Origin of the sequence: Haemophilus sp. HN_Hi10 (genome assembly GCF_049821985.1) — a bacterium.
Taxonomy (GTDB): domain Bacteria; phylum Pseudomonadota; class Gammaproteobacteria; order Enterobacterales; family Pasteurellaceae; genus Haemophilus; species Haemophilus influenzae_D.
The window spans coordinates 524,086-548,134 of sequence record NZ_CP187495.1; the positions used below are offsets into that span (position 1 = coordinate 524,086).

Annotated in this window: 24 protein-coding genes and 1 riboswitch; of the genes, 8 read left to right on the forward strand and 16 right to left on the reverse strand. The window is 38.3% G+C overall.

All coding sequences use genetic code 11. From position 1 onward, the window contains the following. The first annotated feature begins 3 nt into the window (after positions 1-3). Positions 4-447, forward strand: coding sequence for a nitrate reductase cytochrome c-type subunit (locus ACPT8Q_RS02620; protein ID WP_005659933.1), 444 nt, complete (start codon positions 4-6; stop codon positions 445-447). A gap of 14 nt (positions 448-461) precedes the next feature. Then, complete coding sequence (locus tag ACPT8Q_RS02625) at positions 462-1,064, forward strand: cytochrome c3 family protein (protein WP_005649107.1); 603 nt, start codon at positions 462-464, stop codon at positions 1,062-1,064. A 158-nt stretch (positions 1,065-1,222) separates the two neighbouring features. Here the strand turns inward: ACPT8Q_RS02625 and adk are convergent, their stop codons facing one another. The 11 genes from adk to ACPT8Q_RS02680 form a co-directional block, all read right to left on the reverse strand. Continuing rightward, on the reverse strand, positions 1,223-1,867 hold the full coding sequence (gene adk, locus ACPT8Q_RS02630; protein ID WP_005631284.1) for an adenylate kinase: 645 nt from the start codon (positions 1,865-1,867) through the stop codon (positions 1,223-1,225). 83 nt (positions 1,868-1,950) lie between these two features. Further along, positions 1,951-3,228, reverse strand: a complete 1,278-nt coding sequence (locus ACPT8Q_RS02635) for an MFS transporter (RefSeq protein WP_076773429.1) — start codon at positions 3,226-3,228, stop codon at positions 1,951-1,953. 141 nt (positions 3,229-3,369) lie between these two features. Further along, entirely contained in the window at positions 3,370-4,386 is a 1,017-nt protein-coding gene (gene galE, locus ACPT8Q_RS02640; protein WP_050948840.1) for a UDP-glucose 4-epimerase GalE, read from the reverse strand. Positions 4,387-4,429: 43 nt separating this feature from the next. After that, positions 4,430-5,677: an ATP-dependent RNA helicase RhlB gene (rhlB, locus tag ACPT8Q_RS02645; protein WP_061671313.1), complete on the reverse strand. Its 1,248-nt coding sequence runs from the start codon at positions 5,675-5,677 to the stop codon at positions 4,430-4,432. A 116-nt stretch (positions 5,678-5,793) separates the two neighbouring features. Next, positions 5,794-6,000, reverse strand: coding sequence for a DNA gyrase inhibitor YacG (yacG, locus tag ACPT8Q_RS02650; protein ID WP_005645697.1), 207 nt, complete (start codon positions 5,998-6,000; stop codon positions 5,794-5,796). After that, positions 5,993-6,613, reverse strand: a complete 621-nt coding sequence (gene coaE / locus ACPT8Q_RS02655) for a dephospho-CoA kinase (protein ID WP_050948842.1) — start codon at positions 6,611-6,613, stop codon at positions 5,993-5,995. Before coaE ends, yacG begins: the two co-directional genes overlap by 8 nt. A 70-nt stretch (positions 6,614-6,683) precedes the next feature. Then, on the reverse strand, positions 6,684-7,949 hold the full coding sequence (gene glyA / locus ACPT8Q_RS02660) for a serine hydroxymethyltransferase (protein WP_050948843.1): 1,266 nt from the start codon (positions 7,947-7,949) through the stop codon (positions 6,684-6,686). A gap of 123 nt (positions 7,950-8,072) precedes the next feature. Then, entirely contained in the window at positions 8,073-9,362 is a 1,290-nt protein-coding gene (purD, locus tag ACPT8Q_RS02665) for a phosphoribosylamine--glycine ligase (RefSeq protein ID WP_050948844.1), read from the reverse strand. A 149-nt stretch (positions 9,363-9,511) separates the two neighbouring features. Next, positions 9,512-11,110, reverse strand: a complete 1,599-nt coding sequence (purH, locus tag ACPT8Q_RS02670) for a bifunctional phosphoribosylaminoimidazolecarboxamide formyltransferase/IMP cyclohydrolase (RefSeq protein WP_050948845.1) — start codon at positions 11,108-11,110, stop codon at positions 9,512-9,514. Between the two features lie 187 nt (positions 11,111-11,297). Beyond that, positions 11,298-11,702, reverse strand: a complete 405-nt coding sequence (locus tag ACPT8Q_RS02675) for a DoxX family protein (RefSeq protein WP_005655793.1) — start codon at positions 11,700-11,702, stop codon at positions 11,298-11,300. A gap of 112 nt (positions 11,703-11,814) precedes the next feature. Then, a complete protein-coding gene (locus ACPT8Q_RS02680; protein WP_050948846.1) occupies positions 11,815-13,554 on the reverse strand; it encodes a protein-disulfide reductase DsbD in 1,740 nt (579 codons plus the stop codon). A 192-nt stretch (positions 13,555-13,746) separates the two neighbouring features. Between ACPT8Q_RS02680 and arcA the strand changes: the two genes are divergently transcribed. Beyond that, positions 13,747-14,457, forward strand: coding sequence for a two-component system response regulator ArcA (gene arcA, locus ACPT8Q_RS02685; RefSeq protein ID WP_005655790.1), 711 nt, complete (start codon positions 13,747-13,749; stop codon positions 14,455-14,457). A 176-nt stretch (positions 14,458-14,633) separates the two neighbouring features. Next, a riboswitch (glycine riboswitch) is annotated at positions 14,634-14,744 on the forward strand. 110 nt (positions 14,745-14,854) lie between these two features. Further along, positions 14,855-16,225: an alanine/glycine:cation symporter family protein gene (locus ACPT8Q_RS02690; protein WP_050948847.1), complete on the forward strand. Its 1,371-nt coding sequence runs from the start codon at positions 14,855-14,857 to the stop codon at positions 16,223-16,225. A 58-nt stretch (positions 16,226-16,283) separates the two neighbouring features. On the opposite strand, the gene ACPT8Q_RS02695 is transcribed toward ACPT8Q_RS02690, so the two are convergent. Continuing rightward, positions 16,284-17,021 carry an epoxyqueuosine reductase QueH gene (locus ACPT8Q_RS02695; RefSeq protein WP_050948848.1) on the reverse strand — a complete coding sequence of 246 codons (738 nt, stop codon included), beginning with the start codon at positions 17,019-17,021 and terminating at the stop codon, positions 16,284-16,286. 49 nt (positions 17,022-17,070) lie between these two features. Continuing rightward, positions 17,071-18,060, reverse strand: a complete 990-nt coding sequence (gene ispB, locus ACPT8Q_RS02700) for an octaprenyl diphosphate synthase (RefSeq protein ID WP_050948849.1) — start codon at positions 18,058-18,060, stop codon at positions 17,071-17,073. A 214-nt stretch (positions 18,061-18,274) separates the two neighbouring features. Here ispB and rplU point away from each other — a divergent pair, with 214 nt between their 5' ends. The 4 genes from rplU to cgtA all read left to right on the forward strand — a co-directional run bounded on the left by rplU (position 18,275) and on the right by cgtA (position 21,067). Beyond that, the gene (gene rplU / locus ACPT8Q_RS02705; protein ID WP_005655781.1) at positions 18,275-18,586 is read left to right on the forward strand and encodes a 50S ribosomal protein L21; all 312 of its coding nucleotides are present in this window, start codon (positions 18,275-18,277) and stop codon (positions 18,584-18,586) included. A 20-nt stretch (positions 18,587-18,606) separates the two neighbouring features. Continuing rightward, positions 18,607-18,864 (forward strand): 50S ribosomal protein L27, encoded by a 258-nt coding sequence (rpmA, locus tag ACPT8Q_RS02710; RefSeq protein ID WP_005539872.1) that lies wholly within the window; start codon positions 18,607-18,609, stop codon positions 18,862-18,864. Between the two features lie 82 nt (positions 18,865-18,946). Further along, on the forward strand, positions 18,947-19,867 hold the full coding sequence (locus ACPT8Q_RS02715) for a DMT family transporter (protein WP_050948850.1): 921 nt from the start codon (positions 18,947-18,949) through the stop codon (positions 19,865-19,867). Between the two features lie 27 nt (positions 19,868-19,894). Next, entirely contained in the window at positions 19,895-21,067 is a 1,173-nt protein-coding gene (gene cgtA / locus ACPT8Q_RS02720) for an Obg family GTPase CgtA (protein WP_050948851.1), read from the forward strand. A 69-nt stretch (positions 21,068-21,136) separates the two neighbouring features. Here the strand turns inward: cgtA and ndk are convergent, their stop codons facing one another. The 3 genes from ndk to rfbB form a co-directional block, all read right to left on the reverse strand. Next, positions 21,137-21,559, reverse strand: coding sequence for a nucleoside-diphosphate kinase (gene ndk, locus ACPT8Q_RS02725; RefSeq protein WP_050948852.1), 423 nt, complete (start codon positions 21,557-21,559; stop codon positions 21,137-21,139). Positions 21,560-21,568: 9 nt separating this feature from the next. Beyond that, positions 21,569-22,873, reverse strand: coding sequence for an aminopeptidase PepB (gene pepB / locus ACPT8Q_RS02730; RefSeq protein ID WP_050948853.1), 1,305 nt, complete (start codon positions 22,871-22,873; stop codon positions 21,569-21,571). A 76-nt stretch (positions 22,874-22,949) separates the two neighbouring features. Beyond that, positions 22,950-23,993 (reverse strand): dTDP-glucose 4,6-dehydratase, encoded by a 1,044-nt coding sequence (rfbB, locus tag ACPT8Q_RS02735; RefSeq protein ID WP_061671312.1) that lies wholly within the window; start codon positions 23,991-23,993, stop codon positions 22,950-22,952. Positions 23,994-24,049 lie beyond the last annotated feature (56 nt).

Consider the following 24,049-nt stretch of genomic DNA (forward strand, 5'->3'; position numbering starts at 1 on the left):
AATATGACTAAACAGGTATCTAAAATTTTAGCGGGATTATTTACCGCACTTTTTGCTGGCTCACTGATGGCATCTGATGCACCAGCAGTGGGAAAAGATTTAACTCAAGCGGCTGAAAATATTGCACCCGCATTTCACAATCCACCGCGTCAAAGCGAATTACCCGCATTGAACTATGTAAATCAACCTCCAATGGTTCCACATAGTGTGGCAAACTATCAAGTGACAAAAAATGTAAATCAATGTTTAAATTGTCACAGCCCAGAAAATTCTCGTTTGAGCGGTGCAACTCGAATCAGCCCAACTCACTTTATGGATCGTGATGGAAAAGTAGGTTCAAGTTCATCGCCACGTCGTTATTTCTGTTTACAATGCCACGTTTCTCAAGCAAACGTAGATCCAATTGTTCCAAATGATTTCAAACCGATGAAAGGTTACGGAAACTAATTTAAGAGGTCTATATGTCTGAGAAAAAACCAAATATCTTAAAGCGTTTCTGGCAATGGTTTAGAAAACCAAGCCGTATGGCAATTGGTACGATTATTATCTTATCGGCTATTGGCGGTATTCTTTCTTGGGTTGGTTTTAACTATGGTTTAGAGAAAACCAACACAGAACAGTTCTGTGCAAGCTGCCATATGCAAGATGCTTATCCAGAATATTTACATAGCGTGCATTATCAAACTCGTACTGGCGTGGGGGCAAGTTGTCCAGATTGTCACGTACCACACGAATTTGGTGCAAAAATGAAACGTAAAATTATAGCGGCTAAAGAAGTATATGCTCACTATACTGGAAAAGTGGATACCTTAGAAAAATTCAATGCGCATCGTTTAGAAATGGCTCAAAATGAATGGGCTCGTATGAAAGCTAACGATTCTAAAGAATGTCGTAATTGCCATAATGTGGATCGAATGAATTTCAATGATCAACGTTCTGTGGCAGCACGTATGCACCAAAAAATGAAAACTGAAGGTAAAACTTGTATCGACTGTCACAAAGGTATTGCACACCAATTACCTGATATGAGTGGCGTTGAGTCAGGCTTCAAAGACGAGAAGTGATTTTCTAAAAATAGGCTGAAAAAATACCGCACTTTTTTCAGCCTATTATAAATTTAGGTAGTTTATAAAAAATCTGCACTTTAATTCGCTGATTTATTTAGCCTTTAAGGTGCAGCTTAATTATATTTTCTAAAGTGCGGTTAATTTTTTGATTATTTTTAGCCTAAAATTTTATCTAACTCTTGGCTAACTTCTTCCACTTTTTGTGTACCGTCTAAACGGAAATATTGAGTATTGCCCGCTTTTGCTTCTGCTTGGTAATAATCAATTAATGGGCTGGTTTGTTTATGATATACGGCTAAACGATCTAACACAGTTTCTGGTTTATCGTCTGCACGAATAATTAAATCTTCGCCAGTTACATCATCTTTACCTTCCACTTTCGGTGGATTATAAACGATGTGGTAAGAACGACCAGATGCTTGGTGTACACGGCGACCGCTCATACGTTCAACAATCACTTCGTCTGGTACATCAAATTCTAAAACAAAATCAATTTTAACACCTGAATCTTTTAGAGCATCCGCTTGTGGAATGGTACGAGGGAAACCATCTAACAAGAAACCATTTGCGCAGTCAGGTTGTGCAATACGATCTTTTACAAGCGCAACGGTTAATTCATCTGGTACTAATTTACCTTCATCCATTAATGCTTTAGCTTGTTTGCCAAGTTCAGTCCCCGCTTTGATTGCAGCACGGAACATATCACCAGTTGAAATTTGTGGGATACCAAATTTGTTCATAATAAATTGTGCTTGAGTGCCTTTACCTGCACCCGGCGCACCTAAAAGAATAATTTTCATAAAAATCTCCATTAATAAAAAACGTGATTAAGATACTGATAAAGCATAGTGCGGTCAAATTTTTTATAATTTTTACCGCACTTTTATACAGAGCTGGTCTTATGATTTTGTTGATTCCAAGGTGCTACCCAAAATAAACAAAGCATGCCTGGAATCGCTAAAAATAAACAAAACCAAAAATACTGATAATACCCCACTGCTCCCACTACATAACCAGAAAGCATACCTAAAACTTTACTAGGCAAAGCTGAAAGGCTTGTAAAAAGTGCAAGTTGCGTTGCAGTATAAAGAGGATTACTCTCACGCGCCATAAAAGCCACAAAAGCCGCGGTGCCAAGTCCAACGCCAATATATTCTGCGGCAATCACAACACCTAGTTTCCATAACTCGGCTGATGTAATAACATCAAAATGACCGAAAGCAGACAACCAAATAAACCCACCAATTGTTACCATTTGTACAAGCCCAAATAGCCACAATGCACGGTTAATACCCAGTTTTAGCATTATCATACCACCAGCAAGCCCAGATAAAATACTTGACCAAAGTGCGGTACTTTTTACAACAATTGCTATATCCTCTTTGCTAAAGCCCATATCATAAATAAATTTGGTTTGTAGCGTTGTGGCAAAAGAATCCCCGAACTTATACAAAAACAAAAACAGTAAAAAACCGATAGCCTGAATAACGCCCTTACGCTGGAAAAATTCTTGTAATGGAATCCAAAATGCTTGATAGAACGGCTGATTAGATTGCTGCATGTCTATTTTTGGCTCTTTGGCTAAAAATAACGTCATAAAGATGCCCACTAACATACAAAGTGCGGTCCATAAAAAGACGGTTTCCCAAGGATAAATCGCCGCCAAATAGAGCGATAATCCACCCGGAATTAATCCTGCAATTCGATAAGCATTAATATGAATAGTGTTTCCCAAACCTAATTCATGATCAGTCAAAATTTCACGACGATACGCATCCAACACGATATCTTGTGTGGCTGAAAAAAAGGCGATAAGCAACGCAATATTTGCCACCACGCTCAGTTGTGTGAGCGGATCAAACAGGCTAATTATGTAAAGTAAAATCAATAATGCCACTTGTGAAAGCAGCATCCAGCTACGACGACGCCCTAAAAAACTCGGGAAATAACGATCCAATAATGGTGCCCACAAAAATTTTAATCCATAAGGCAACATCACACCGGTTACCGCACCAATAAGCTCAATTGAGAGATGCTTATCCGTCAGCCAAACAGGCAACATTTGCAATAACACAAATAATGGCAAACCAGAATTAAAACCTGTGAATACGCAAATCAACATTTTGCGCGTAAAAATTTGGGAAGAAAGGGAATTTGACATAAAGTGCGGTTAATTTTGGTTGTATTTTAGAAACTTCGCCTTTCAATTAAAGGATAAGTGTAAAAATTAGGGGATTTTTAATCATTCCCCCAATGTTTAGCATTCTTCTTCCTAAAAAAGAAAAACAAATATTAGAGAATATTAATCTCTATACCCTTTTGGATTATTTTTCTGCCAGTTCCACGTGTCTTGCATCATTTTTTCAAGACCACGTTCTGCCACCCAACCAAGCTCTTTTGCAGCTAAACTAGGATCAGAATAACAAGTGGCAATATCGCCAGCGCGGCGTTCTACAAGTTTATATGCAATTGTAATATCGTTGGCTTTTTCAAAGGCTTTTACCATATCTAATACGGAATAACCATGACCTGTACCAAGGTTATAAATATGTAAACCAGCATCATTTTCATGACGTTGAAGTGCTTTTAAATGCCCAACGGCTAAATCAACTACATGAATATAATCACGCACCCCAGTTCCATCGTGAGTGTCATAATCACTACCAAATACAGAAAGCTGTGCTAATTTTCCAATAGCGACTTGGCTAATATAAGGTAATAAATTATTTGGAATACCATTTGGATCTTCACCAATTAAGCCACTTTCATGCGCCCCAACTGGATTAAAATAACGCAAGATAGTCATACTAAATTTGGGTTCCGCTTTTGCTGTATCGCGTAAAATCTGTTCAACCATATATTTAGAGGTACCATAAGGGTTGGTTGTACCGCCCACTTCGCAATCTTCTGTAATTGGAATAATTTTTGGATCACCGTAAACTGTTGCAGATGAGCTAAATACAAAGTTCCAAACACCCGCTTTTTTCATTTCTTGAATTAATACAAGGGTGCCAGCGACATTGTTCATGTAATATTCTGTCGGCTTTTGAACACTTTCCCCTACGGCTTTTAACCCTGCAAAGTGAATAACAGAGCTAATCTCATTTTCTGCAAAAATTTTTTGTAACAAAGTACGATCTAAAATATCGCCTTCATAAAACTTTGCGTCTTTGCCCGTAATTTGTTTTACGCGTTCAAGGGATTTTGGCGATGAATTGCAAAGATTATCTAATACCACCACCTCTTTGCCAGCATTTAATAATTCTACAACTGTGTGAGAACCGATATAACCGGTACCACCTGTCACTAAAATGGCCACAATGATCTCCTTATTAATTATTGAGACTAAAAAAATTATATCACTATTTTGTGTGATAAGAACGATGTCTTGTATGCCCTTGCGGTGGTACCGCACGTTTTAAACGATATGGTTTCGGCAGTTCAAGCAAGGCTTCTGTTTCATATTGGCTCACAGGGATAGAATGGCCAATATATTCTTCAATTGCCGGTAAATTCATCGCATATTCTTCGCAAGCAAAACTAATAGAAACGCCACTTTCCCCTGCTCGTCCAGTACGGCCAATTCGATGAACGTAATCTTCTCGATCATCGGGTAAATCATAATTGAAAACATGCGTCACATCAGAAATATGCAAGCCACGAGCAGCCACATCTGTTGCTACTAAAATATCTAAATTACCATCAGTAAATTGTTTTAATAAGGACAAACGTTTTTTCTGTGCTACATCGCCAGTCAGTAAGCCAACACGATGCCCATCAGCAGCCAAATAACCCCAAATTTCTTCACAACGATGTTTCGTATTCGCAAACACAATACAACGCTCAGGCCATTCATCTTCCATTAAGGTTAAGAGAAGTGCCATTTTATCCTGATTAGATGGATAAAAAAGTTCTTCTTTAATGCGATGACCTGTTTTTTGTTCCGGTTCTATTTCAATATATTCAGGGTCATTCATATCCTCGAATGCTAATTCACGCACTTTATAAGAAAGCGTCGCTGAAAATAACATCGTTAAACGAGATTGCGGAACGGGGCATTTACGCAATAAATAACGAATATCACGGATAAATCCAAGATCGAACATTCGATCCGCCTCATCTAGCACGACAACTTGAATTTCATCTAAACCAATTACGCCTTGTTTTACATAATCAATGACTCGCCCCGTCGTACCAATCAAAATATCGACGCCACGCTCAATCGCTTGTAGTTGTTTATCATAACCATCGCCACCATAGGCAAGTGCGGTCTTTAATTCACAGGCTTTTGCAAGAAATTCTGCGTCATTACTAATCTGCACCGCTAATTCTCGAGTAGGTACTAAAATCAAAGCTCTTGGGTGAGGATATTCAAGATTAGGATCTTGGTGAGTTAAAAGATGGTGAAAAGTAGCCGTTAAAAAAGCCATTGTCTTGCCTGTACCAGTTTGAGCTTGTCCTGCGACATCTCGTCCATTTAAACTGATAGGCAAGGATAAAGCCTGAATTGGGGTACAAAAATCAAAGCCTTTTTTTGCCAAAGCACCTCGCACAATCGGATGTAGAGGAAGAGCGGAGAATCGTTGTTGGCTTAAATAATCTTGTTGCATAAAAATCACATTTTAGAATAATAAAATTACGTTTAGCATAGCATGCTTAGGGAAAATCCTCAAAAAAGGAGTGCACTTATAAAAATTAACCGATAGGGTTTCCTATCGGTTAATCTCTATTTAATGCTCCATTCGTCACTCACATTTGGATCCATTGCAAAATCAGCAGTATCACTTGGAATCGCTTTTTCTTCAGCCGCCCATTCGCCAAGATCGATTAATTGGCAACGTTTGCTACAAAAAGGTCGAAAAGTACTTTCATTTGTCCAAGGCACCGATTTTTGGCAAATCGGACAAGGTACTTCAATTATTTCGTCAGACATTTTTATTTTCCGCTTGTTGTAAATAAAACTGGTGCAATTCTAGCACCTTTTGCTGCAAGTGCGGTAAGTTTTGAGCCAGTTCAGCATCATTGTTAATCACATCATCTGCCCATTTTAAACGCGCTTGTTGAGAAACTTGAGAATTCATAATCCGTTGAATTTGTTCAAAATTATTGTTATCTCGTTGAGCTGAACGAGCAAGTTGAGTTTGTGGACTCACATCCACCACCAAAATACGATCACAAAGTGCGGTCAATTTATTTTCTATTAATAAAGGGACGACAAATAATGTGTAAGGCGCAGTTTGTTCAGAAAGTTGTTGTTTCATTCGTTCACGAATAGCGGGATGTAAGAGATTATTTAACCACTGTTTTTCTTCATCATGATGAAACACTATTTCACGTAAAGCTGCACGATTAAGCTCGCCTTGATCCGTTAAAATTTGAGTACCAAAATGTTCAACAATTTTTGACAATAAGGGAGAATCTTTCTCGACGACTTCTCTAGCAACCACATCCGCATCCACTAGAGGTACGCCAAGATCAGCAAATAAATTAGCAATCGTTGTTTTACCACTACCAATGCCACCAGTTAAGCCAACAATATAAGTCATATAATTTCCCATAAAAAATAAGCGGCGATATTAATCGCCGCTAACCATATAATCAACGAAAGAAAATAAATCATTTCGGATAAACTGGAAGACGTTTACAAATTGCTAATACTTTTTCTTTAGTTTCAGCAATCACTTGTTCTTCATTTTCTTTGCCTAAAGCATCTAAAACATCACACATCCAGCCTGCTAATTCACGAACATCATTTTCATTGAAACCACGGCGAGTCACGGATGGTGTGCCTACACGGATACCTGAAGTAACAAATGGTTTTTGCGGATCGTTTGGCACAGCATTTTTATTCACGGTAATATTTGCTTTGCCTAATGCCGCATCAGCTGCTTTACCTGTTAATCCTTGTTTAATGAAACTTACTAAGAACAAGTGGTTTTCAGTACCATTTGATACAACGTCATAACCACGTTGTTTAAATACATCAACCATTGCTTTCGCATTTTTGATTACATTTGCTTGGTATTCTTTATATTGAGGCTCTAATGCTTCTTTAAAGCAAACTGCTTTTGCCGCAATAATATGAACTAATGGACCACCTTGATTTGCAGGGAATACGGATGATTGTAATTTTTTGTAGATTTCTTCATCGCCACAAGATGAAAGAATTAAACCACCACGTGGGCCGCCTAATGTTTTGTGGGTGGTAGTGGTTACAACATGTGCGTGCGGAAGTGGATTTGGATATAAACCCGCTGCAATTAATCCTGCTACGTGTGCCATATCCACAAATAAATACGCACCAACTTCATCTGCGATTTCACGCATTTTCGCCCAATCCACAACTTGTGAATAAGCCGAGAAACCAGCAACGATAAGTTTTGGTTTACATTCTAATGCTTTTTGACGAACATCTTCATAATCAATTAAGCCATCCGCAGTGATTCCATAAAGCACAGAGTTATAAATCTTGCCAGAGAAACTGACTTTTGCACCGTGAGTTAAGTGACCACCGTGAGCCAAATCCATACCTAAAATAGTATCGCCTGCATTAATCAACGCACCATACACTGCAGCGTTTGCTTGTGAACCAGAGTGCGGTTGAACATTCACGTAATCTGCACCAAATAATTCTTTCGCACGATCAATGGCTAACTGCTCCACAATGTCTGCATACTCACAACCACCGTAATAACGTTTACCTGGATAGCCTTCAGCGTATTTATTAGTGAATTGTGAACCTTGAGCTTCCATCACACGTGGACTCGCATAGTTTTCAGATGCAATGAGTTCGATATGCTCTTCTTGACGACGATTTTCATCTTGGATCGCTTGCCACAATACTGGATCGTAATCAGCAATAGTCATATTTCTTGTAAACATTGTGTTCTCCTGTTATATAATTTATGGTAGATAGTTTAACTGTTTATGGATAAAAACTTAATTAAAATTTCATTCCTAAATTTTCATTACTTAAATGAAATTAATTCATCATAATGATATGAATTATTTTTGCAACTCTCGTTCCACAGCCCTATAACCAATATCTCGACGATAAAAACGCCCTGTCCATTGAATCTGCTCAGCCAATTTTAAGGCTTTCTGTTGTGCCTCAAATACGCTTTCACCTAATGCCGTAGCACAAAGCACACGACCGCCATTTGTAACTAATTTGCCTTCTTGTTCTGAGACACCCGCTAAGAAAACTTTCTCGTTTTTGACCGCACTTTTAGGCAATCCGCTTATTTCATCGCCTCTGCGATAATCTTTTGGGTATCCCTCTGCAGCCAATACGATACCTAAAGAAGCCTGTGGATTCCACTGTGATGTTACTTCATCTAATTTGCCGTCACATGCTTTAAGACAGAGTTCAACAAGGTCTGATTTGAGACGTAGCATTATTGGCTGGGTTTCTGGATCGCCAAAACGGCAGTTAAATTCGATCACTTTCGGCTGACCGTTTGGCATAATCATTAATCCTGCATACAGAAAACCGGTGTAAACATTGCCTTCTTCCGCCATGCCATTAACCGTCGGATAAATCACTTCCCGCATAATGCGACTATAAATTTCGGGTGTTACCACAGGTGCAGGCGAATACGCGCCCATACCGCCTGTATTTAATCCCGTATCATTTTCGCCAACACGTTTATGATCTTGGCTAGTCGCCATAGGCTCAACATTTTTACCGTCTACCATTACGATAAAACTGGCTTCTTCGCCATCTAGAAACTCTTCAATTACTACTTGGCTCCCCGCTTCGCCAAAGGCATTGCCAGAAAGCATATCATGCACAGCGTTTTCCGCCTCTTGCAAGGTCATCGCAACGATTACGCCTTTACCCGCAGCTAAACCATCTGCTTTAACGACAATTGGTGCGCCTTTCTCACGCAAGTAAGCCAATGCTGGTTCGACTTCGGTAAAGTTTTGATATTCCGCTGTTGGAATTTTATGACGAGCAAGAAAATCTTTAGTAAATGCTTTGGAACCTTCCAATTGCGCCGCTGCTTGAGTTGGGCCAAAAATTTTCAATCCTGCCTTGCGAAATGTATCAACAACACCAATTACTAACGGAGCTTCAGGGCCAACAATGGTTAATCCAATTTGTTTATCTTGAGCACATTTCACTAAGGCTGGAATATCTGTCGCAGAAATATTCACGTTTTCTACTTTGTGTTCCAATGCAGTGCCAGCGTTACCCGGTGCGACAAAAACTTTATCTGCTAATGGAGATTGTGCAGCTTTCCAAGCCAGAGCGTGTTCACGACCGCCGTTTCCGATGATAAGAATGTTCATAATAATCCTTGCGTTTGTGAATCACCGAGGGTAAGTATACCCACGGTTAAGCATAATTGTTCCCCTTTGGGGAACATTACTCTTGCCCTTTAGGGCAAAATTATAACTAACCTAGGGTAACTTGTTACCCTAGGTCCCTCCTGCAATATTTAATGTCTAAAATGTCGCATCCCAGTTAATACCATGACCATATTATGTTCATCTGCAGCATCGATGACTTCTTGATCGCGCATTGATCCACCTGGATGAATAACACATTGAATACCTACTTTCGCCGCTGCATCAATACCGTCACGGAATGGGAAGAATGCATCAGAAGCCATTACACAACCGGCTACGGTTAAACCTTCATCTTTCGCTTTAATACCTGCAATCTTCGCAGAATATACGCGACTCATTTGACCTGCACCAATGCCAACAGTTTGATTATCTTTAGCGTAAACAATAGCATTAGATTTCACAAATTTTGCTACTTTCCAGCAGAATAATAAGTCTTTTAATTCTTGTTCAGTTGGCTGACGTTTACTCACCACTTTTAAATCATCCAAACCAACCATACCTAAATCAGCATCTTGTACTAATAAACCACCATTTACACGTTTGAAATCTAAACGTTCAGAACGTGAGGTCAATCCTCCACATTCAAGCAAACGGACATTTTTCTTGCGTTTCATTACTTCTTGCGCTTCAGCAGAAACTTTCGGTGCAATAATCACTTCGACGAATTGGCGTTCCACAATTTCATTTGCTGTTTTTTCATCTAATTCACGGTTAAAAGCAAGAATTCCGCCAAATGCAGACGTTGGATCGGTTTGGTAAGCGCGATGATAAGCGTCTAAAATATCCTTACCTAACGCCACACCACAGGGATTAGCGTGTTTAACGATAACACAAGCTGGCTCGTCAAATTCTTTCACGCATTCAAGTGCTGCATCAGTGTCGGCAATATTATTGTAAGACAAGGCTTTACCTTGCAGTTGATTAGCTGTAGCCACGCTCGCTTCTTGCACATTTAAATCAACATAGAAGGCGGCATTTTGATGGGAATTTTCGCCATAACGCATGGTTTGTTTACGCACGAAATTAAGATTTAAAGTGCGTGGAAATTGACCGCACTTCGCATTCGCCTCTTCTTCCTCTGCAATATGATAAGGTTTTACTAACTGACCGAAATAGTTGGCAATCATAGAATCATATTGAGCGGTATGTTCAAATGCTTTAATCGCAAGGTCAAAACGAGTTTCAAAAGTTAGGCTGTTTTGGTGTTTATCCATTTCTGTAAGAATGGCGTTAAAATCATTATTATTAACTACGATTGCTACATCTTTGTGGTTTTTCGCCGCAGAACGCACCATTGTTGGCCCCCCAATATCGATATTTTCTACTGCATCAGTCAAGGTGCAATCTGGTTTAGCAACTGTAGCTGCAAAGGGATATAAATTCACAACAACCATATCAATGCCTTCAATACTATGTTGTTGCATAATGGCATCGTCCGTACCACGACGACCAAGAATCCCGCCGTGTATTTTTGGATGTAAGGTTTTTACTCGACTGTCCATCATTTCAGGAAAACCTGTGTAATCAGACACTTCAATTACAGGTAAACCATTTTGTGCTAAAAGTTTTGCCGTTCCGCCTGTTGAAAGTAGTTTTACACCGCGTTTAACTAAACCTTGAGCAAACTCTACAATACCCGTTTTATCAGACACACTCAGTAAAGCCTGACGAATTGGACGATCTGCCATTGTATTTTCCTTTCATTAAATAGTTAAAAATAAGCGATGAGAATTATAACGCAAACGTTTGCTTAAATATAGAAAAGATTAAATATAATTTCTTAAAGTGCGGTAAAAATACGATAAATTTCAGGCATAAAAAAGCCCACATAAATGTGGGCAAAAATAAGGATAAAATTATGAAACTACAACTAAACTACTTTTTAAAAAACTTATTATCTAAAGCACAAGCACCTGCGCCAGAAAATACAAAATATAGAAAGAGAAGTGAGTAAAGTAATGCAAGTTCGCCGCCATTTGCAATTGGGAAAAATAGATTTCCTTTTCCTGCTACGTGCATAAAGAAATAGGCATATGCCATTTCCCCTGACAAAATAAACGCAGCTTGGCGTGTAAATAAACCTAAGATTAATAAAATGGAACCAACAATTTCAATTACGCCTGCCACTAGTAGCATTGGATCGCCTACTGCACCATTTCCTCCAGTCATAGAAATTGGAAATTCCAAAAATTTTGCCGTGCCGTGTAAAATAAACATATAAGCGACAACGATACGTAAAAATGCCAAGAAATACGGGCGATATTTTTCAAGATTGTTCATTTTGCTTTCCTTTTGTTTAAAGATGAATTAAAACGGCGTCATATTAATCTTTAACGGATAGTCAAACAATAATTAAAATTGAAAAATACTTTTTACCAAAAGTAAAAAATAACTAAAGTAGCTTTTCAATCCAATTAGAAAAAGCATCAGCATCCATAAAGCCCGTTACTCTACTTCCTTTAATTTCATTATTTTGCTGATCAAAAAATAAAATCGTAGGCAATCCCATCACATTAAAGCGTTCCATTAATGCTTTATTTTCTGGGCTATTCTTTGTCATATTCACTTGTAACAATAAGATATTTTGAAATTGCTGTTGCACTTGTGGATCTGAAAACGTCAGCTTTTCAAATTCTTTACAAGCAACACACCAATCCGCGTATAAATCCAACATAGCAATTGAATGCGGATTTTCCGCTAAAGTGCGGTCAAGTTCTTCAGTATTTTTAATTTGCTTAAATTTAACTTGAGAAACAGGCATATTTTCTACCGCACTTTGTGTTGTAGTTTGAGTTTGCCAAATCCAATTTTGCAGGGGTTGTACAGTAACCATAGCCAACGCAAAACTAATAATTTTAATAACATAGCCAAAACCGTTCTTAGACATCTGCAACGCAAACCAAATAAAAAATACTGTCGCTAACCCAGCCCATAAGCGAGGTTCCCATACTTCAGGCAAAATACGAGAAAGTAAAAACACAGGTAACGCCAACATAACAAAGCCGAATGTTTGTTTTACGGTATTCATCCATTCGCCTGATTTTGGCAAAATTTTATTACCAAACAATGTGATTAACATTAGCGGCACGCCCATACCCAGTGCAAGTAAATAAAGGGTTGCTGCACCTGTGAATAAATCGCCACTTTGTGCCACATAAAGTAAAGCGCCAGAAAGAGGTGCAGATGTGCAAGGTGATGCCACAAGCCCAGCAATCATTCCCATTGCAAAGGCACCGCCAAAAGCACCCGATGTTTGTTTTTGGCTCCACGTATTTAGTTTATTTTGTAAGCTATTTGGCAATTGAATAGTAAATAAGCCAAACATTGAAAGGGCAAGCACAACAAATAAAATAGAAAGCCCAATCATCACATAAGGATGTTGCAAAGCAATTTGGAACGGCAAACCGATGGCTGCCACTGCAAGCCCTAACAAAGTGTAAGTCAGTGCCATACCTTGAACGTAAAGAAAAGCTAAACTAAACGCACGCATCATATTTGGACGTTGTTGCTGACCGATAACAATAGCAGAAAGCAACGGTAACATTGGCAATACGCAAGGCGTAAAAGCCAGTCCCAATCCCAATAAAAAGAAACCGAAAATTGCCCATTTACTATGGAATAAACCATCAGCTAAACGATCTTGTTCAGATAAAAGTGCGGTATTTTTTTCAACTGTTTTTTCGACAATTTGCTCTTGAGAAAGAGCTAAATCGCCAATTCGCAATACTTTAGTTTCAGGCGGATAGCAAAAACCTTCGGTACATCCTTGATAAGTAATTTCAACCTTATCATCAGCATTATTAAATGTTCCGCTAAATATTCCATCAATTGAGTGAGTAAAAACTTGCACTTCGCCAAAATAAGGATCTTGATGTAATTCCGCTGCCTGTTGGGTATGTAAAGAGAGAGAATTTGATTTACCGACTAACTCAGCACTAATTTTATCTTGATACAAATAATAGCCATCGGCAATATCCCAATGGGCTTGTAACTGGCTTTTATCTGTAGATAAAGTAGCAGAAAAAGCAAAAGCATCATCTACTTTTAAAAAGGTTTGTTTTTTATCGAATAAACCTGAATTAGCCGCAAAAGCAGTGAAAATCAGCGTAAAAAAAAGAAAGAGTTTTTTCATAGAATTGAGTGTAAAAATATAGATGCTCGAAATTCTATCACAAAGAAAGTTGAATACCTAAAACTATGATTTAGATCACAAAAAGGAAAATCAGGTAAAAAAAATACCGCACTTTTTTATTGTTACAATAATTTTGCACAGCTAGAATGATAGCTTTGATAGCATACGCCAAAATAAGTATAAGGATGGAAAATGGCTACTCCAAAAATTCTCGTTGTTGAAGATGAAATCGTCACTCGAAATACGCTTAAAGGGATTTTTGAAGCGGAAGGATATGATGTATTTGAAGCAGAAAATGGTGTTGAAATGCATCATATATTGACAAATCATAATATTAATTTGGTTGTGATGGATATTAATTTACCAGGTAAAAACGGCTTATTATTGGCAAGAGAACTCCGTGAAGAATTAAGCTTACCTCTTATTTTTTTAACTGGTCGAGATAATGAAGTGGATAAAATTTTAGGTCTGGAAATTGGTGCCGACGATTATTTAACCAAACCTTTTAACCCTAGAGAACTGACTATCCGCGCACGTAATCTATTGCATCGTACAATGCCACATCAAGAAAAAGAAAATACATTTGGTCGAGAATTCTATCGTTTTAATGGTTGGAAATTAGACCTAAATAGCCACAGTTTAATTACACCAGAAGGACAAGAATTCAAACTTCCTCGCAGTGAATTCCGTGCAATGTTACATTTCTGTGAAAATCCAGGAAAATTGCAAACGCGCGAAGAATTGCTGAAAAAAATGACGGGACGAGAGTTAAAACCTCAGGATCGTACCGTAGATGTCACAATTCGACGTATCAGAAAACATTTTGAAGATCATCCAAATACTCCAAATATCATTATGACTATACATGGAGAAGGCTATCGTTTTTGCGGAGATATTGAATAAAGTGATTTTTCTACATAAAAATTCCTTTTTGAAATTCATTTCCTATTTTGTTAGAATTCGCACACTTTTCAGTATCTAATGGAAAGTGAGTTCGGATGAAGGTAGCTGGAGAGTGGGGAATTGACCCCACACCGACGATGTAAAATCTTTCAGGTGCGATGGCAGGGACTGTTACTGGACGAACCCTTGGAGAGATCCATTTTAGAAATGGACGCCGAAGGCGCAAAAGAGCGGTTAATTTTTCAATCGTTTTTCAAACGCTCAGGCAAAAGGACAGGGGCAAAAGACAATCTATCGTAAGTGTGGAAATTATCTATTTTTCACCGCACTTTCTTTTCCATTGTATCTTTTCGTCTTCTTGTCGTGTTTATTTTTGATTTAAACGACGAGGAATCACATGACAATTGAGTCAATTCTTTCAGCTATTGATAGCTTTATTTGGGGTGCACCGCTACTTATATTATTATCTGGTACAGGACTCTATTTAACGTTACGCTTAGGCTTTATTCAAATTCGCTACTTACCACGCGCACTAGGTTATTTGTTCAAAAAAGATAAAGGTGGAAAAGGAGATGTTTCCTCTTTTGCCGCACTTTGTACTGCATTAGCAGCAACAATTGGAACGGGTAATATTGTGGGCGTGGCAACTGCGGTACAAGCAGGTGGGCCAGGGGCTATTTTTTGGATGTGGCTGGTTGCTTTGTTAGGAATGGCAACAAAATATGCCGAATGTTTACTCGCAGTTAAATATCGTGTTCGTGATAAAAATGGCTTTATGGCTGGCGGCCCGATGTATTACATTGAACGCGGACTAGGTATTAAATGGCTGGCAAAATTATTTGCATTATTTGGTGTAATGGTTGCCTTTTTCGGGATTGGTACATTCCCACAAGTCAATGCAATAACTCACGCGATGCAAGACACTTTTAACATTCCCATTTTAGTTACAGCAATTATTGTTACACTTTTAGTCGGCTTAATCATTCTTGGCGGAGTTAAACGTATCGCAACCGCATCATCAGTAATTGTGCCGTTTATGGCGATTTTATACGTCACGACTTCACTGGTTATTATCCTTTTGAATATAGAAAAAGTACCAGATGCGATTTTATTGATTATTGATAGTGCTTTTGATCCGCAAGCTGCATTAGGCGGTGCCGTAGGGCTTACTGTAATGAAAGCGATTCAATCAGGCGTTGCGCGCGGCATTTTCTCCAATGAATCTGGTTTAGGAAGCGCACCAATTGCAGCCGCAGCGGCACAAACTCGTGAGCCTGTTCGTCAAGGTTTAATTTCTATGACAGGAACATTCTTGGATACCATTATTGTTTGTACAATGACAGGTATTGTATTGGTATTAACGGGAGCGTGGAACAATCCTGAATTAGCAGGTGCTACCGTCACAAACTATGCCTTTGTGCAAGGTTTAGGTACTTCAATTGGCGCAACGATTGTAACAGTCGGCTTATTATTTTTTGCATTCACGACTATTTTAGGTTGGTGTTATTACGGGGAACGTTGTTTCGTTTATCTTGTGGGTATTCGTGGCGTAAAACTATATCGTCTAGCTTATATTATGTTGGTTGGTTTAGGGGCATTCTTACACTTAAATTTAATCTGGATTATCGCCGATATTGTAAATGGTTTGATGGCTTTCCCAAATCTTATCGCGCTTATTGGATTGCGAAAAGTGATCGTTGAAGAAACAAAAGATTATTTTCAACGTTTAAAAATTAATCATTATGATCAAGATGAAGTGATAAAATAGTTAAATAAAAGGTGCTGTTCAGCAAATTCTGTGAAACAGCACCTTTATTTTTCTATTTTTAATCAGCACTATAATATAATTTTCCGATTTCAATTTTTTGACGACCCGTATCTTCTCGCCATTTATTACTATCACGTAAAGAATACACACAACCGCAATATTCTTGTTGATAGAATCGCTCACGCTTACTAATCTCAATCATACGCTGTGAACCACCTTCCTTGCGCCAATTATAATCCCAATAAACTACATTATCATATTTTTCCGCCGCACGATGTCCACAGCCATTGATTTGATTCATATCTTTCCAGCGAGAAATTCCCAAGCAACTAGTAAATACAGGGAAACCGTGTTTATGTGCATATTCAGCCGTTTTTTCAAAACGCATATCAAAACACATTGTGCAGCGAATACCTCTTTCAGGCTCCCACTCCATTCCTTTGGCACGATCAAACCAATTTTGACGATCGTAATCAGCATCAATAAATGGAATACCAAATTTTTTTGCAAAACGGATATTTTCTTCTTTACGAATCAAATATTCTTTGAGTGGATGAATGTTTGGATTATAAAAATAAATTGTAAATTCAATGCCTGATGCAATAATTGCTTCCATCACTTCGCCAGAGCAAGGCGCACAACAAGAATGCAAAAGGAGCTTATTGTGTCCATCTGGCAACTCAAGTTTTTCACGAATAAAAGGTGCGTTAGGATCCTTACGGATTTTTTGTTTTCGCGGTTTAGCTTGAAAATTGACCGCACTTATTTCTAGTTTAGGTTGAAGTTCTGTATTCATAAAGTTTAATTAAAATTAATGGGTTCAAGTATATAAGCTAAATTATGGACTAATAATTTCTATCCACAGACAAATATGCCAATGAAATCAAGGCTTGTTTGTATTCACTTTCTGGCAAAATTTCGATTGTATCTACTGCTTTTTGAGCCTCTTCTTTTGCACGATTCATCGCATAATCTAAAGACTTATGCTCAGCCATAATAGCTAATACTTCATCAATATCTTCACGTTTACCGCCTTGCTCAATCGCTTCGCGAATTAAAGCTGCCTGTTGAGCATTACCATGACGCATAGCATGTAGCAGAGGAAGGGTTGGTTTTCCTTCAGCTAAATCATCGCCTACATTTTTACCCAGAGCTTGTGCATTTGCACTATAATCCAATACATCATCCACAAGCTGAAATGCAGTTCCAAGATAACGCCCATAATCTTGTAAAGCCTTTTCTTGAGCTTCTGTTCCACCGGCGACAATTGCCGCAGCCTGTCCAGCCACTTCAAACAAACGCGCAGTTTTACTATAAATTACACGCATATAATTAGCTTCACTCGTTTCAGGATCATTAACATTCATTAACTGCTGAACTTCGCCTTCCGCTAAAACGTTAGTCGCATCCGCCATAATACTTAAAATTTTCAATGATTCTAATTTTGCAACTAATTGAAATGCACGCGTATAAATAAAATCGCCTACCAACACACTCGCCGCATTGCCAAATTCAGCATTCGCCGTAGCACGCCCACGACGCATATCAGATTCATCTACTACATCATCGTGTAATAAAGAAGCGGTATGAATAAATTCAACAAAAGTAGCACAAGTAATTGAATTAGATCCTTCGAACCCTAAAGATCGAGCTGCAAGCACTGCGATCAACGGGCGTATCCGCTTACCGCCACCTTGAACAATATAAAAACCTAACTGTCCTATTAGCGGTACATCTGAATTAAGCTGAGCAAGAATATTTTGATTAACTTTGTGCATATCGGGATCTGCAAGTTTCTGGATCGCGTCTATGCTCATAAGATCTTGTTTCTTCATTTTTTCATCAATTATTAGTCAAAAGTGCGGTGCATTTTACCCGAATTTTCAGACTTTCTGAAATCAATCCGCAAATGAAGGGAATTTTTTTATTTTATTGTAAATAAATTCTTGCCATAGGTAGGATTTTTCCGTAGAATTTGCCACCTATTTTATATGAATTTTTAAGTGTGGACTGCTAAAGAGCAGAGAAACACAATTAAGCGGAGTATTTATGTACGCAGTTTTCCAAAGTGGCGGTAAACAACACCGTGTGAGCGAAGGTCAAGTTGTTCGTTTAGAAAAACTTGAACTTGCAACTGGCGAAACAGTTGAGTTCGATTCTGTGTTGATGGTCGTTAATGGTGAAGATGTTAAAATTGGTGCACCAGTAGTTGCTGGTGCAAAAGTAGTGGCTGAAGTTGTTGCACAAGGTCGTGGCGAGAAAGTTAAAATCGTTAAATTCCGTCGTCGTAAACACAGCCGTAAACAACAAGGTCATCGTCAGTGGTTCACAGAAGTGAAAATCACTGGGATTCAAGCATAATTTCAGAGGAGATCAAGTAGATGGCAACTAAAAAAGCTGGTGGTTCAACTCGTAACGGTCGCGATTCTGAAGCTAAACGCCTTGGTGTTAAACGTTTCGGTGGCGAGTCTGTATTAGCAGGTAGTATTATTGTTCGCCAACGTGGTACTAAATTCCACGCAGGTAACAACGTAGGAATGGGAAGAGATCACACCTTATTTGCAACCGCAGATGGCAAAGTTAAATTTGAAGTAAAAGGCGAGAAAAGCCGTAAATACGTAAGTATTGTTACTGAATAATTTAAAATCTATTCCATTGAAACGCCCTACAATTTTGTGGGGCGTTTTGTCTTTTTCTTAATTTCACATAAGTGAGAACGCAATGAAACAACAACCTTTACTAGGCTTTACCTTTGCACTTATTGCTGCAATGGCTTGGGGGTCATTGCCTATTGCTTTGAAACAAGTTTTGTCTGTAATGAATGCGCAAACTATCGTATGGTATCGTTTCATTATTGCTGCAGTTTCATTATTGGCTTTACTTGCTTATAAAAAACAATTACCTGAATTAATGAAAGTTCGTCAATATGCGTGGATTATGCTTATTGGAGTAATTGGTCTTACCGGCAATTTTCTATTATTTAGTAGCTCGCTGAATTACATTGAACCGTCAGTTGCACAAATTTTTATTCATTTATCCTCTTTTGGAATGCTCATCTGCGGTGTACTGATCTTCAAAGAAAAATTAGGGTTGCACCAAAAGATCGGGCTTTTCTTATTGTTAATTGGTCTAAGTTTATTCTTTAATGATCGTTTTGCTGTATTTTCTGGACTAAATCAGTATTCAACAGGTGTCATTTTAAGTATAGGGGGCGCTCTTATTTGGGTCGCTTATGGAATGGCGCAAAAATTAATGTTACGTAAATTTAATTCACAACAAATCTTGCTAATGATGTATTTAGGTTGTGCCATAGTCTTTATGCCGATGGCTGAATTCTCGCAAGTGCAAGAACTCACACCTTTAGCTCTGATTTGTTTTATTTACTGCTGTTTAAATACCTTAATTGGATACGGCTCTTATGCGGAAGCTCTTAATCGTTGGGATGTATCAAAAGTCAGCGTTGTTATCACTCTTGTACCTCTTTTCACAATCCTATTTTCCCATATTGCCCATTATTTTAGCCCATCAGATTTTGCACCCCCAGAATTGAATAATATTAGCTATATTGGCGCATTTGTTGTAGTATGCGGGGCAATTTTATCCGCAATTGGACATAAATTATTACCGCATAGAACTCATTAAAGTGCGGTTTATTTTGGAGAAGTTTTAATGAAATTTATTGATGAATCCCTTATTCGAATTGAGGCTGGGGATGGTGGTAACGGTTGCGTAAGTTTCCGTCGAGAGAAATTTATTCCGAAAGGCGGCCCTGATGGTGGCGACGGTGGCGATGGTGGCGATGTCTATTTACAAGCCGATGAAAACCTCAATACCTTAATCGATTATCGCTTTAATAAACGCTTTGCCGCAGAGCGTGGAGAGAATGGACGGAGTTCAGATTGTACAGGACGTCGCGGTAAAGATATTATTTTACCTGTTCCCGTGGGAACTCGTGCTATTGATAACGACACCAAAGAAACCTTGGGGGATTTAACCCAACATGGTCAAAAAATGTTGGTAGCTAAAGGCGGTTATCATGGCTTAGGGAATACCCGTTTCAAATCATCGGTAAACCGTGCACCGCGTCAAAAAACAATGGGAACACCGGGCGAAAAACGCGATTTATTATTGGAATTAATGCTACTTGCTGATGTGGGAATGCTCGGTTTACCTAATGCTGGTAAATCCACTTTTATTCGTGCCGTTTCAGCAGCCAAACCAAAAGTTGCAGATTATCCATTTACTACCTTAGTACCAAGTCTCGGTGTTGTGAAAGTGGATGACTCACACAGTTTCGTAGTCGCTGATATTCCCGGATTAATTGAGGGCGCAGCAGATGGTGCTGGGTTAGGAATTCGTTTTTTAAAACATCTAGAACGTTGTAGAGTGCTTATTCATTTAGTCGATATTGCTCCAATTGATGGATCTAATCCAGCAGATAACATAGCTATTATTGAATCTGAACTTTTCCAATACAGTGAAAAACTATCAGAAAAACCGCGTTGGTTGGTATTCAATAAAATTGATACGATGAGCGATGAAGAAGCTGAAGAGCGAGCCAGAGAAATTGCTGAACAATTAGGTTGGGAAGAAGATTATTACTTCATTTCAGCGGCAACAGGGAAAAATGTTTCTCCACTTTGTCGTGATATTATGGACTTTATCATAGCGAATCCACGCGAAGCTGAAATACAGCAAGTTGCACCTGAAGAAGTAAAATTCAAATGGGAGGATTATCATCAAGAACAACTAGCAGAGCATCAATTTGATGATGACGAAGATTGGGATGATGATTGGAGCGAAGAAGACGATGAAGGAATTGAGTTCATCTATAAACCTTAAGAAAGTCTAATTTTGTAAGCATTAAAAATTTAAAAGCACCTAAAACTTTTAGGTGCTTTTTGCTATCAATTAACGCTCAGAAATTTCAGAATCAGTAAAGAAATAAGCAATTTCACGATTTGCACTTTCTATACTATCTGATCCGTGAACTGAGTTTTCACGCTGACTTAATGCAAAATCTTTACGAATTGTACCTTCTGCTGCAGTTTCTGGATTCGTTGTACCAATCAAAGTGCGGTAATCTTTCACTGCATTTTCTTTTTCAAGAACAGAAACCACTATCGGTGAAGACATCATATAATCGACCAAAGGAGCAAAAAATTCTTTGCCTTGATGTTCTGCATAAAAGCCTTCAGCCTGCTCACGAGTTAAGCGTACCATTTTAGAGGCTATGATTTTAAAGCCATTTTGCTCAAAACGAGTTAAGATCGCCCCAATTAGATTACGCTTTACCGCATCAGGTTTAATGATCGAAAAAGTTCTTTCTGTCATCACATCTCCTTACTTCAATGATCTTGATAACATTAAATTTGCTAAAGTTTGCACACCAATTCCTGTTGCCCCAACAGCCCATAAATCACTACCAGATTTACGATAAGTCGCGGAGCAATCAATATGCAACCAATTTTGTTTATAATTTTTTACAAAATACGATAAAAATGCCGTTGCTGTGCTTGCCCCAGCTCCAACTGGAACCGAACCAATATTAGCAATATCGGCAAAAGATGAATTAATTTGTGAACGATGAAAATCTTCAAATGGTAAACGCCAGAAAGGTTCATTTTCCTCTTGTGCTGATTGGAAAAGATTCTTCACGAGATCATCATCCATAGATAATACAGAATGATAGTCATTTCCTACCGCCACTTTTGCTGCGCCAGTTAAAGTCGCACAATCAATAATAAAACCTGGATTTTGACTATCCGCTTCAATTAATCCATCAGCTAACACCAAACGACCTTCCGCATCAGTATTCAGCACTTCTGTGCTCACGCCATTTTTATAAGTAATAATATCGCCTAGCTTAAAGGCATTATTGCTTATCAAATTCTCTGCACAACATAAATACAATTTAACACGTTGATTTAATCCACGAGCGATAGCGAAACCTAAAGCCCCTGTTAATAATGCTGCCCCGCCCATATCAGTTCGCATTGTACTCATTCCATCACTTGGTTTAATGCTGTAGCCGCCACTGTCAAAGGTAATCCCCTTGCCAACTAAACAAGCTAACACGGGCGCATTCGGATCTTGTGTTGGATTAAAATCAAGTTGCAACATAGCGGGCAAGTTAGCAGAGCCTTTCCCTACTGTCCAAATTCCGTAATAACCTTGTTGCTCAAGTTCCTCTCCAGAAATAATCTTAAAACTTACCGCACTTTTTTCATTATAAATGTCCGCTTGGTTTAAGATAAATTCAGCCGCACGCTCCGCTAATTTAACTGGCGTTAGACTTTGTGCTGGTTCATTAATAATTCCACGCACAAAATCGCCACATTCAATACGTGCTAACAATTCATCTTGCGGTTCATCATCTAAATGTGGAAACTCAATCGCGTAATCTTGTTTTGCGGTATAAAAACCTTGATAAAACGCCCAGCAAAATTCTAAATCCCATCCTTCACCGACTAATTCCACATCTTTAATCCCCTGCCCACGTAATTTACGAGCAACTTGTTGAACTAAAGTGCGGTCAGTTTTTTCATTATTTTTTAAATGAATCGTAGCTTTATTAGAGTCAAAGCTCAAAATCGCATTTTTTCCCCAAGCGTCATTCGCTAAGGTATTTGAAAGTGTAATTTGCATATTTATTCCCCCATATATAAACAAAATAAATTTAGAAACTATACCAGCTTTATTTCTGATAGTTAATTATTTGGCATTATTCACTCACTTTTTGACACCAATCTTGATGATTTAAATACCAAATTACCGTTTTTCTTAATCCAGATTCAAAAGTCTCTTTAGGCACCCAACCTAACTTATCATTGATTTTACTTGTATTAAGCGCATAACGAAGATCGTGACCTGGTCTATCTTGCACATAGCAAATTAAATCTTCATATTTATCAATAGGTTTTGGTTTATTAGGTAAAAATTCTTCCAATAAAGAACAAATAGAACGCACCACTTCAATGTTGGACTTTTCATTATTTCCGCCAATATTATAGGTTTCCCCAATAGTTCCTTTCGTCAAAACGTTATATAGTGCATCAATATGATCTTCAACAAATAACCAATCTCTAATTTGTAAACCATCACCATAAATAGGCAGTGTTTTTCCCTCTATCGCATTTAAAATCATCAATGGAATTAATTTTTCAGGATACTGATACGGGCCATAATTATTTGAACTATGTGTAATGATTGTCGGTAACCCATATGTTCTATACCAAGCCTGCACAAGATGATCGCTTGCCGCCTTTGAAGCAGAATAAGGGCTACTAGGTTTATAAGCTGATGTTTCAGTAAATAAACCTTTATTACTTTTTAAATCGCCATAAACTTCATCGGTGGAAATATGTAGAAATCGAAATCTGGATTTTTTTTGATTATCTAAACGCTGCCAATAGTTTAGAGTCGATTCAAGTAGGCTGTAAGTGCCTACAATGTTAGTTTGTATAAACGCTGAAGAAGCGTTTATAGAACGATCAACATGGCTTTCAGCGGCAAGATGGATAACGGCATCAGGTTGATATTGTGCAAAAATATAAGACAACGCCTTAGTATCACAAATATCTGCTTGTACAAAAGCATAACGTGGATGGTTTTCTACAGTTTTAAGTGAGGATAAATTTCCTGCATAAGTCAGCTTATCAACATTTACGATCTTATTATGTGTCTTTTCAAGAAGATAACGGACAAGCGCAGAACCAATAAAACCCGCTCCACCAGTGACTAGAATTGTTCTATTTGTATTCGACATTTTTACCCGAGTCTCGTTATAAACAATTTCAAACGAAAAGTGCGGTAAATTCTACC

Coding starts and splice junctions, on each gene's coding strand:
- ACPT8Q_RS02620 (WP_005659933.1), top strand. CDS start 4: ATGACTAAACAGGTATCTAAAATTTTAGCGGGATTATTTACCGCACTT.
- ACPT8Q_RS02680 (WP_050948846.1), bottom strand. CDS start 13,554: ATGAAAAAACTCTTTCTTTTTTTTACGCTGATTTTCACTGCTTTTGCG.
- ACPT8Q_RS02675 (WP_005655793.1), bottom strand. CDS start 11,702: ATGAACAATCTTGAAAAATATCGCCCGTATTTCTTGGCATTTTTACGT.
- rhlB (WP_061671313.1), bottom strand. CDS start 5,677: ATGCAACAAGATTATTTAAGCCAACAACGATTCTCCGCTCTTCCTCTA.
- glyA (WP_050948843.1), bottom strand. CDS start 7,949: ATGTTTACAAGAAATATGACTATTGCTGATTACGATCCAGTATTGTGG.
- rpmA (WP_005539872.1), top strand. CDS start 18,607: ATGGCAACTAAAAAAGCTGGTGGTTCAACTCGTAACGGTCGCGATTCT.
- adk (WP_005631284.1), bottom strand. CDS start 1,867: ATGAAAATTATTCTTTTAGGTGCGCCGGGTGCAGGTAAAGGCACTCAA.
- coaE (WP_050948842.1), bottom strand. CDS start 6,613: ATGACTTATATTGTTGGCTTAACTGGTGGCATTGGTAGTGGTAAAACA.
- purH (WP_050948845.1), bottom strand. CDS start 11,110: ATGGCAGATCGTCCAATTCGTCAGGCTTTACTGAGTGTGTCTGATAAA.
- cgtA (WP_050948851.1), top strand. CDS start 19,895: ATGAAATTTATTGATGAATCCCTTATTCGAATTGAGGCTGGGGATGGT.
- rfbB (WP_061671312.1), bottom strand. CDS start 23,993: ATGTCGAATACAAATAGAACAATTCTAGTCACTGGTGGAGCGGGTTTT.
- pepB (WP_050948853.1), bottom strand. CDS start 22,873: ATGCAAATTACACTTTCAAATACCTTAGCGAATGACGCTTGGGGAAAA.
- ACPT8Q_RS02690 (WP_050948847.1), top strand. CDS start 14,855: ATGACAATTGAGTCAATTCTTTCAGCTATTGATAGCTTTATTTGGGGT.
- rplU (WP_005655781.1), top strand. CDS start 18,275: ATGTACGCAGTTTTCCAAAGTGGCGGTAAACAACACCGTGTGAGCGAA.
- ispB (WP_050948849.1), bottom strand. CDS start 18,060: ATGAAGAAACAAGATCTTATGAGCATAGACGCGATCCAGAAACTTGCA.
- ACPT8Q_RS02625 (WP_005649107.1), top strand. CDS start 462: ATGTCTGAGAAAAAACCAAATATCTTAAAGCGTTTCTGGCAATGGTTT.
- ACPT8Q_RS02715 (WP_050948850.1), top strand. CDS start 18,947: ATGAAACAACAACCTTTACTAGGCTTTACCTTTGCACTTATTGCTGCA.
- arcA (WP_005655790.1), top strand. CDS start 13,747: ATGGCTACTCCAAAAATTCTCGTTGTTGAAGATGAAATCGTCACTCGA.
- ACPT8Q_RS02635 (WP_076773429.1), bottom strand. CDS start 3,228: ATGTCAAATTCCCTTTCTTCCCAAATTTTTACGCGCAAAATGTTGATT.
- yacG (WP_005645697.1), bottom strand. CDS start 6,000: ATGTCTGACGAAATAATTGAAGTACCTTGTCCGATTTGCCAAAAATCG.
- purD (WP_050948844.1), bottom strand. CDS start 9,362: ATGAACATTCTTATCATCGGAAACGGCGGTCGTGAACACGCTCTGGCT.
- ndk (WP_050948852.1), bottom strand. CDS start 21,559: ATGACAGAAAGAACTTTTTCGATCATTAAACCTGATGCGGTAAAGCGT.
- ACPT8Q_RS02695 (WP_050948848.1), bottom strand. CDS start 17,021: ATGAATACAGAACTTCAACCTAAACTAGAAATAAGTGCGGTCAATTTT.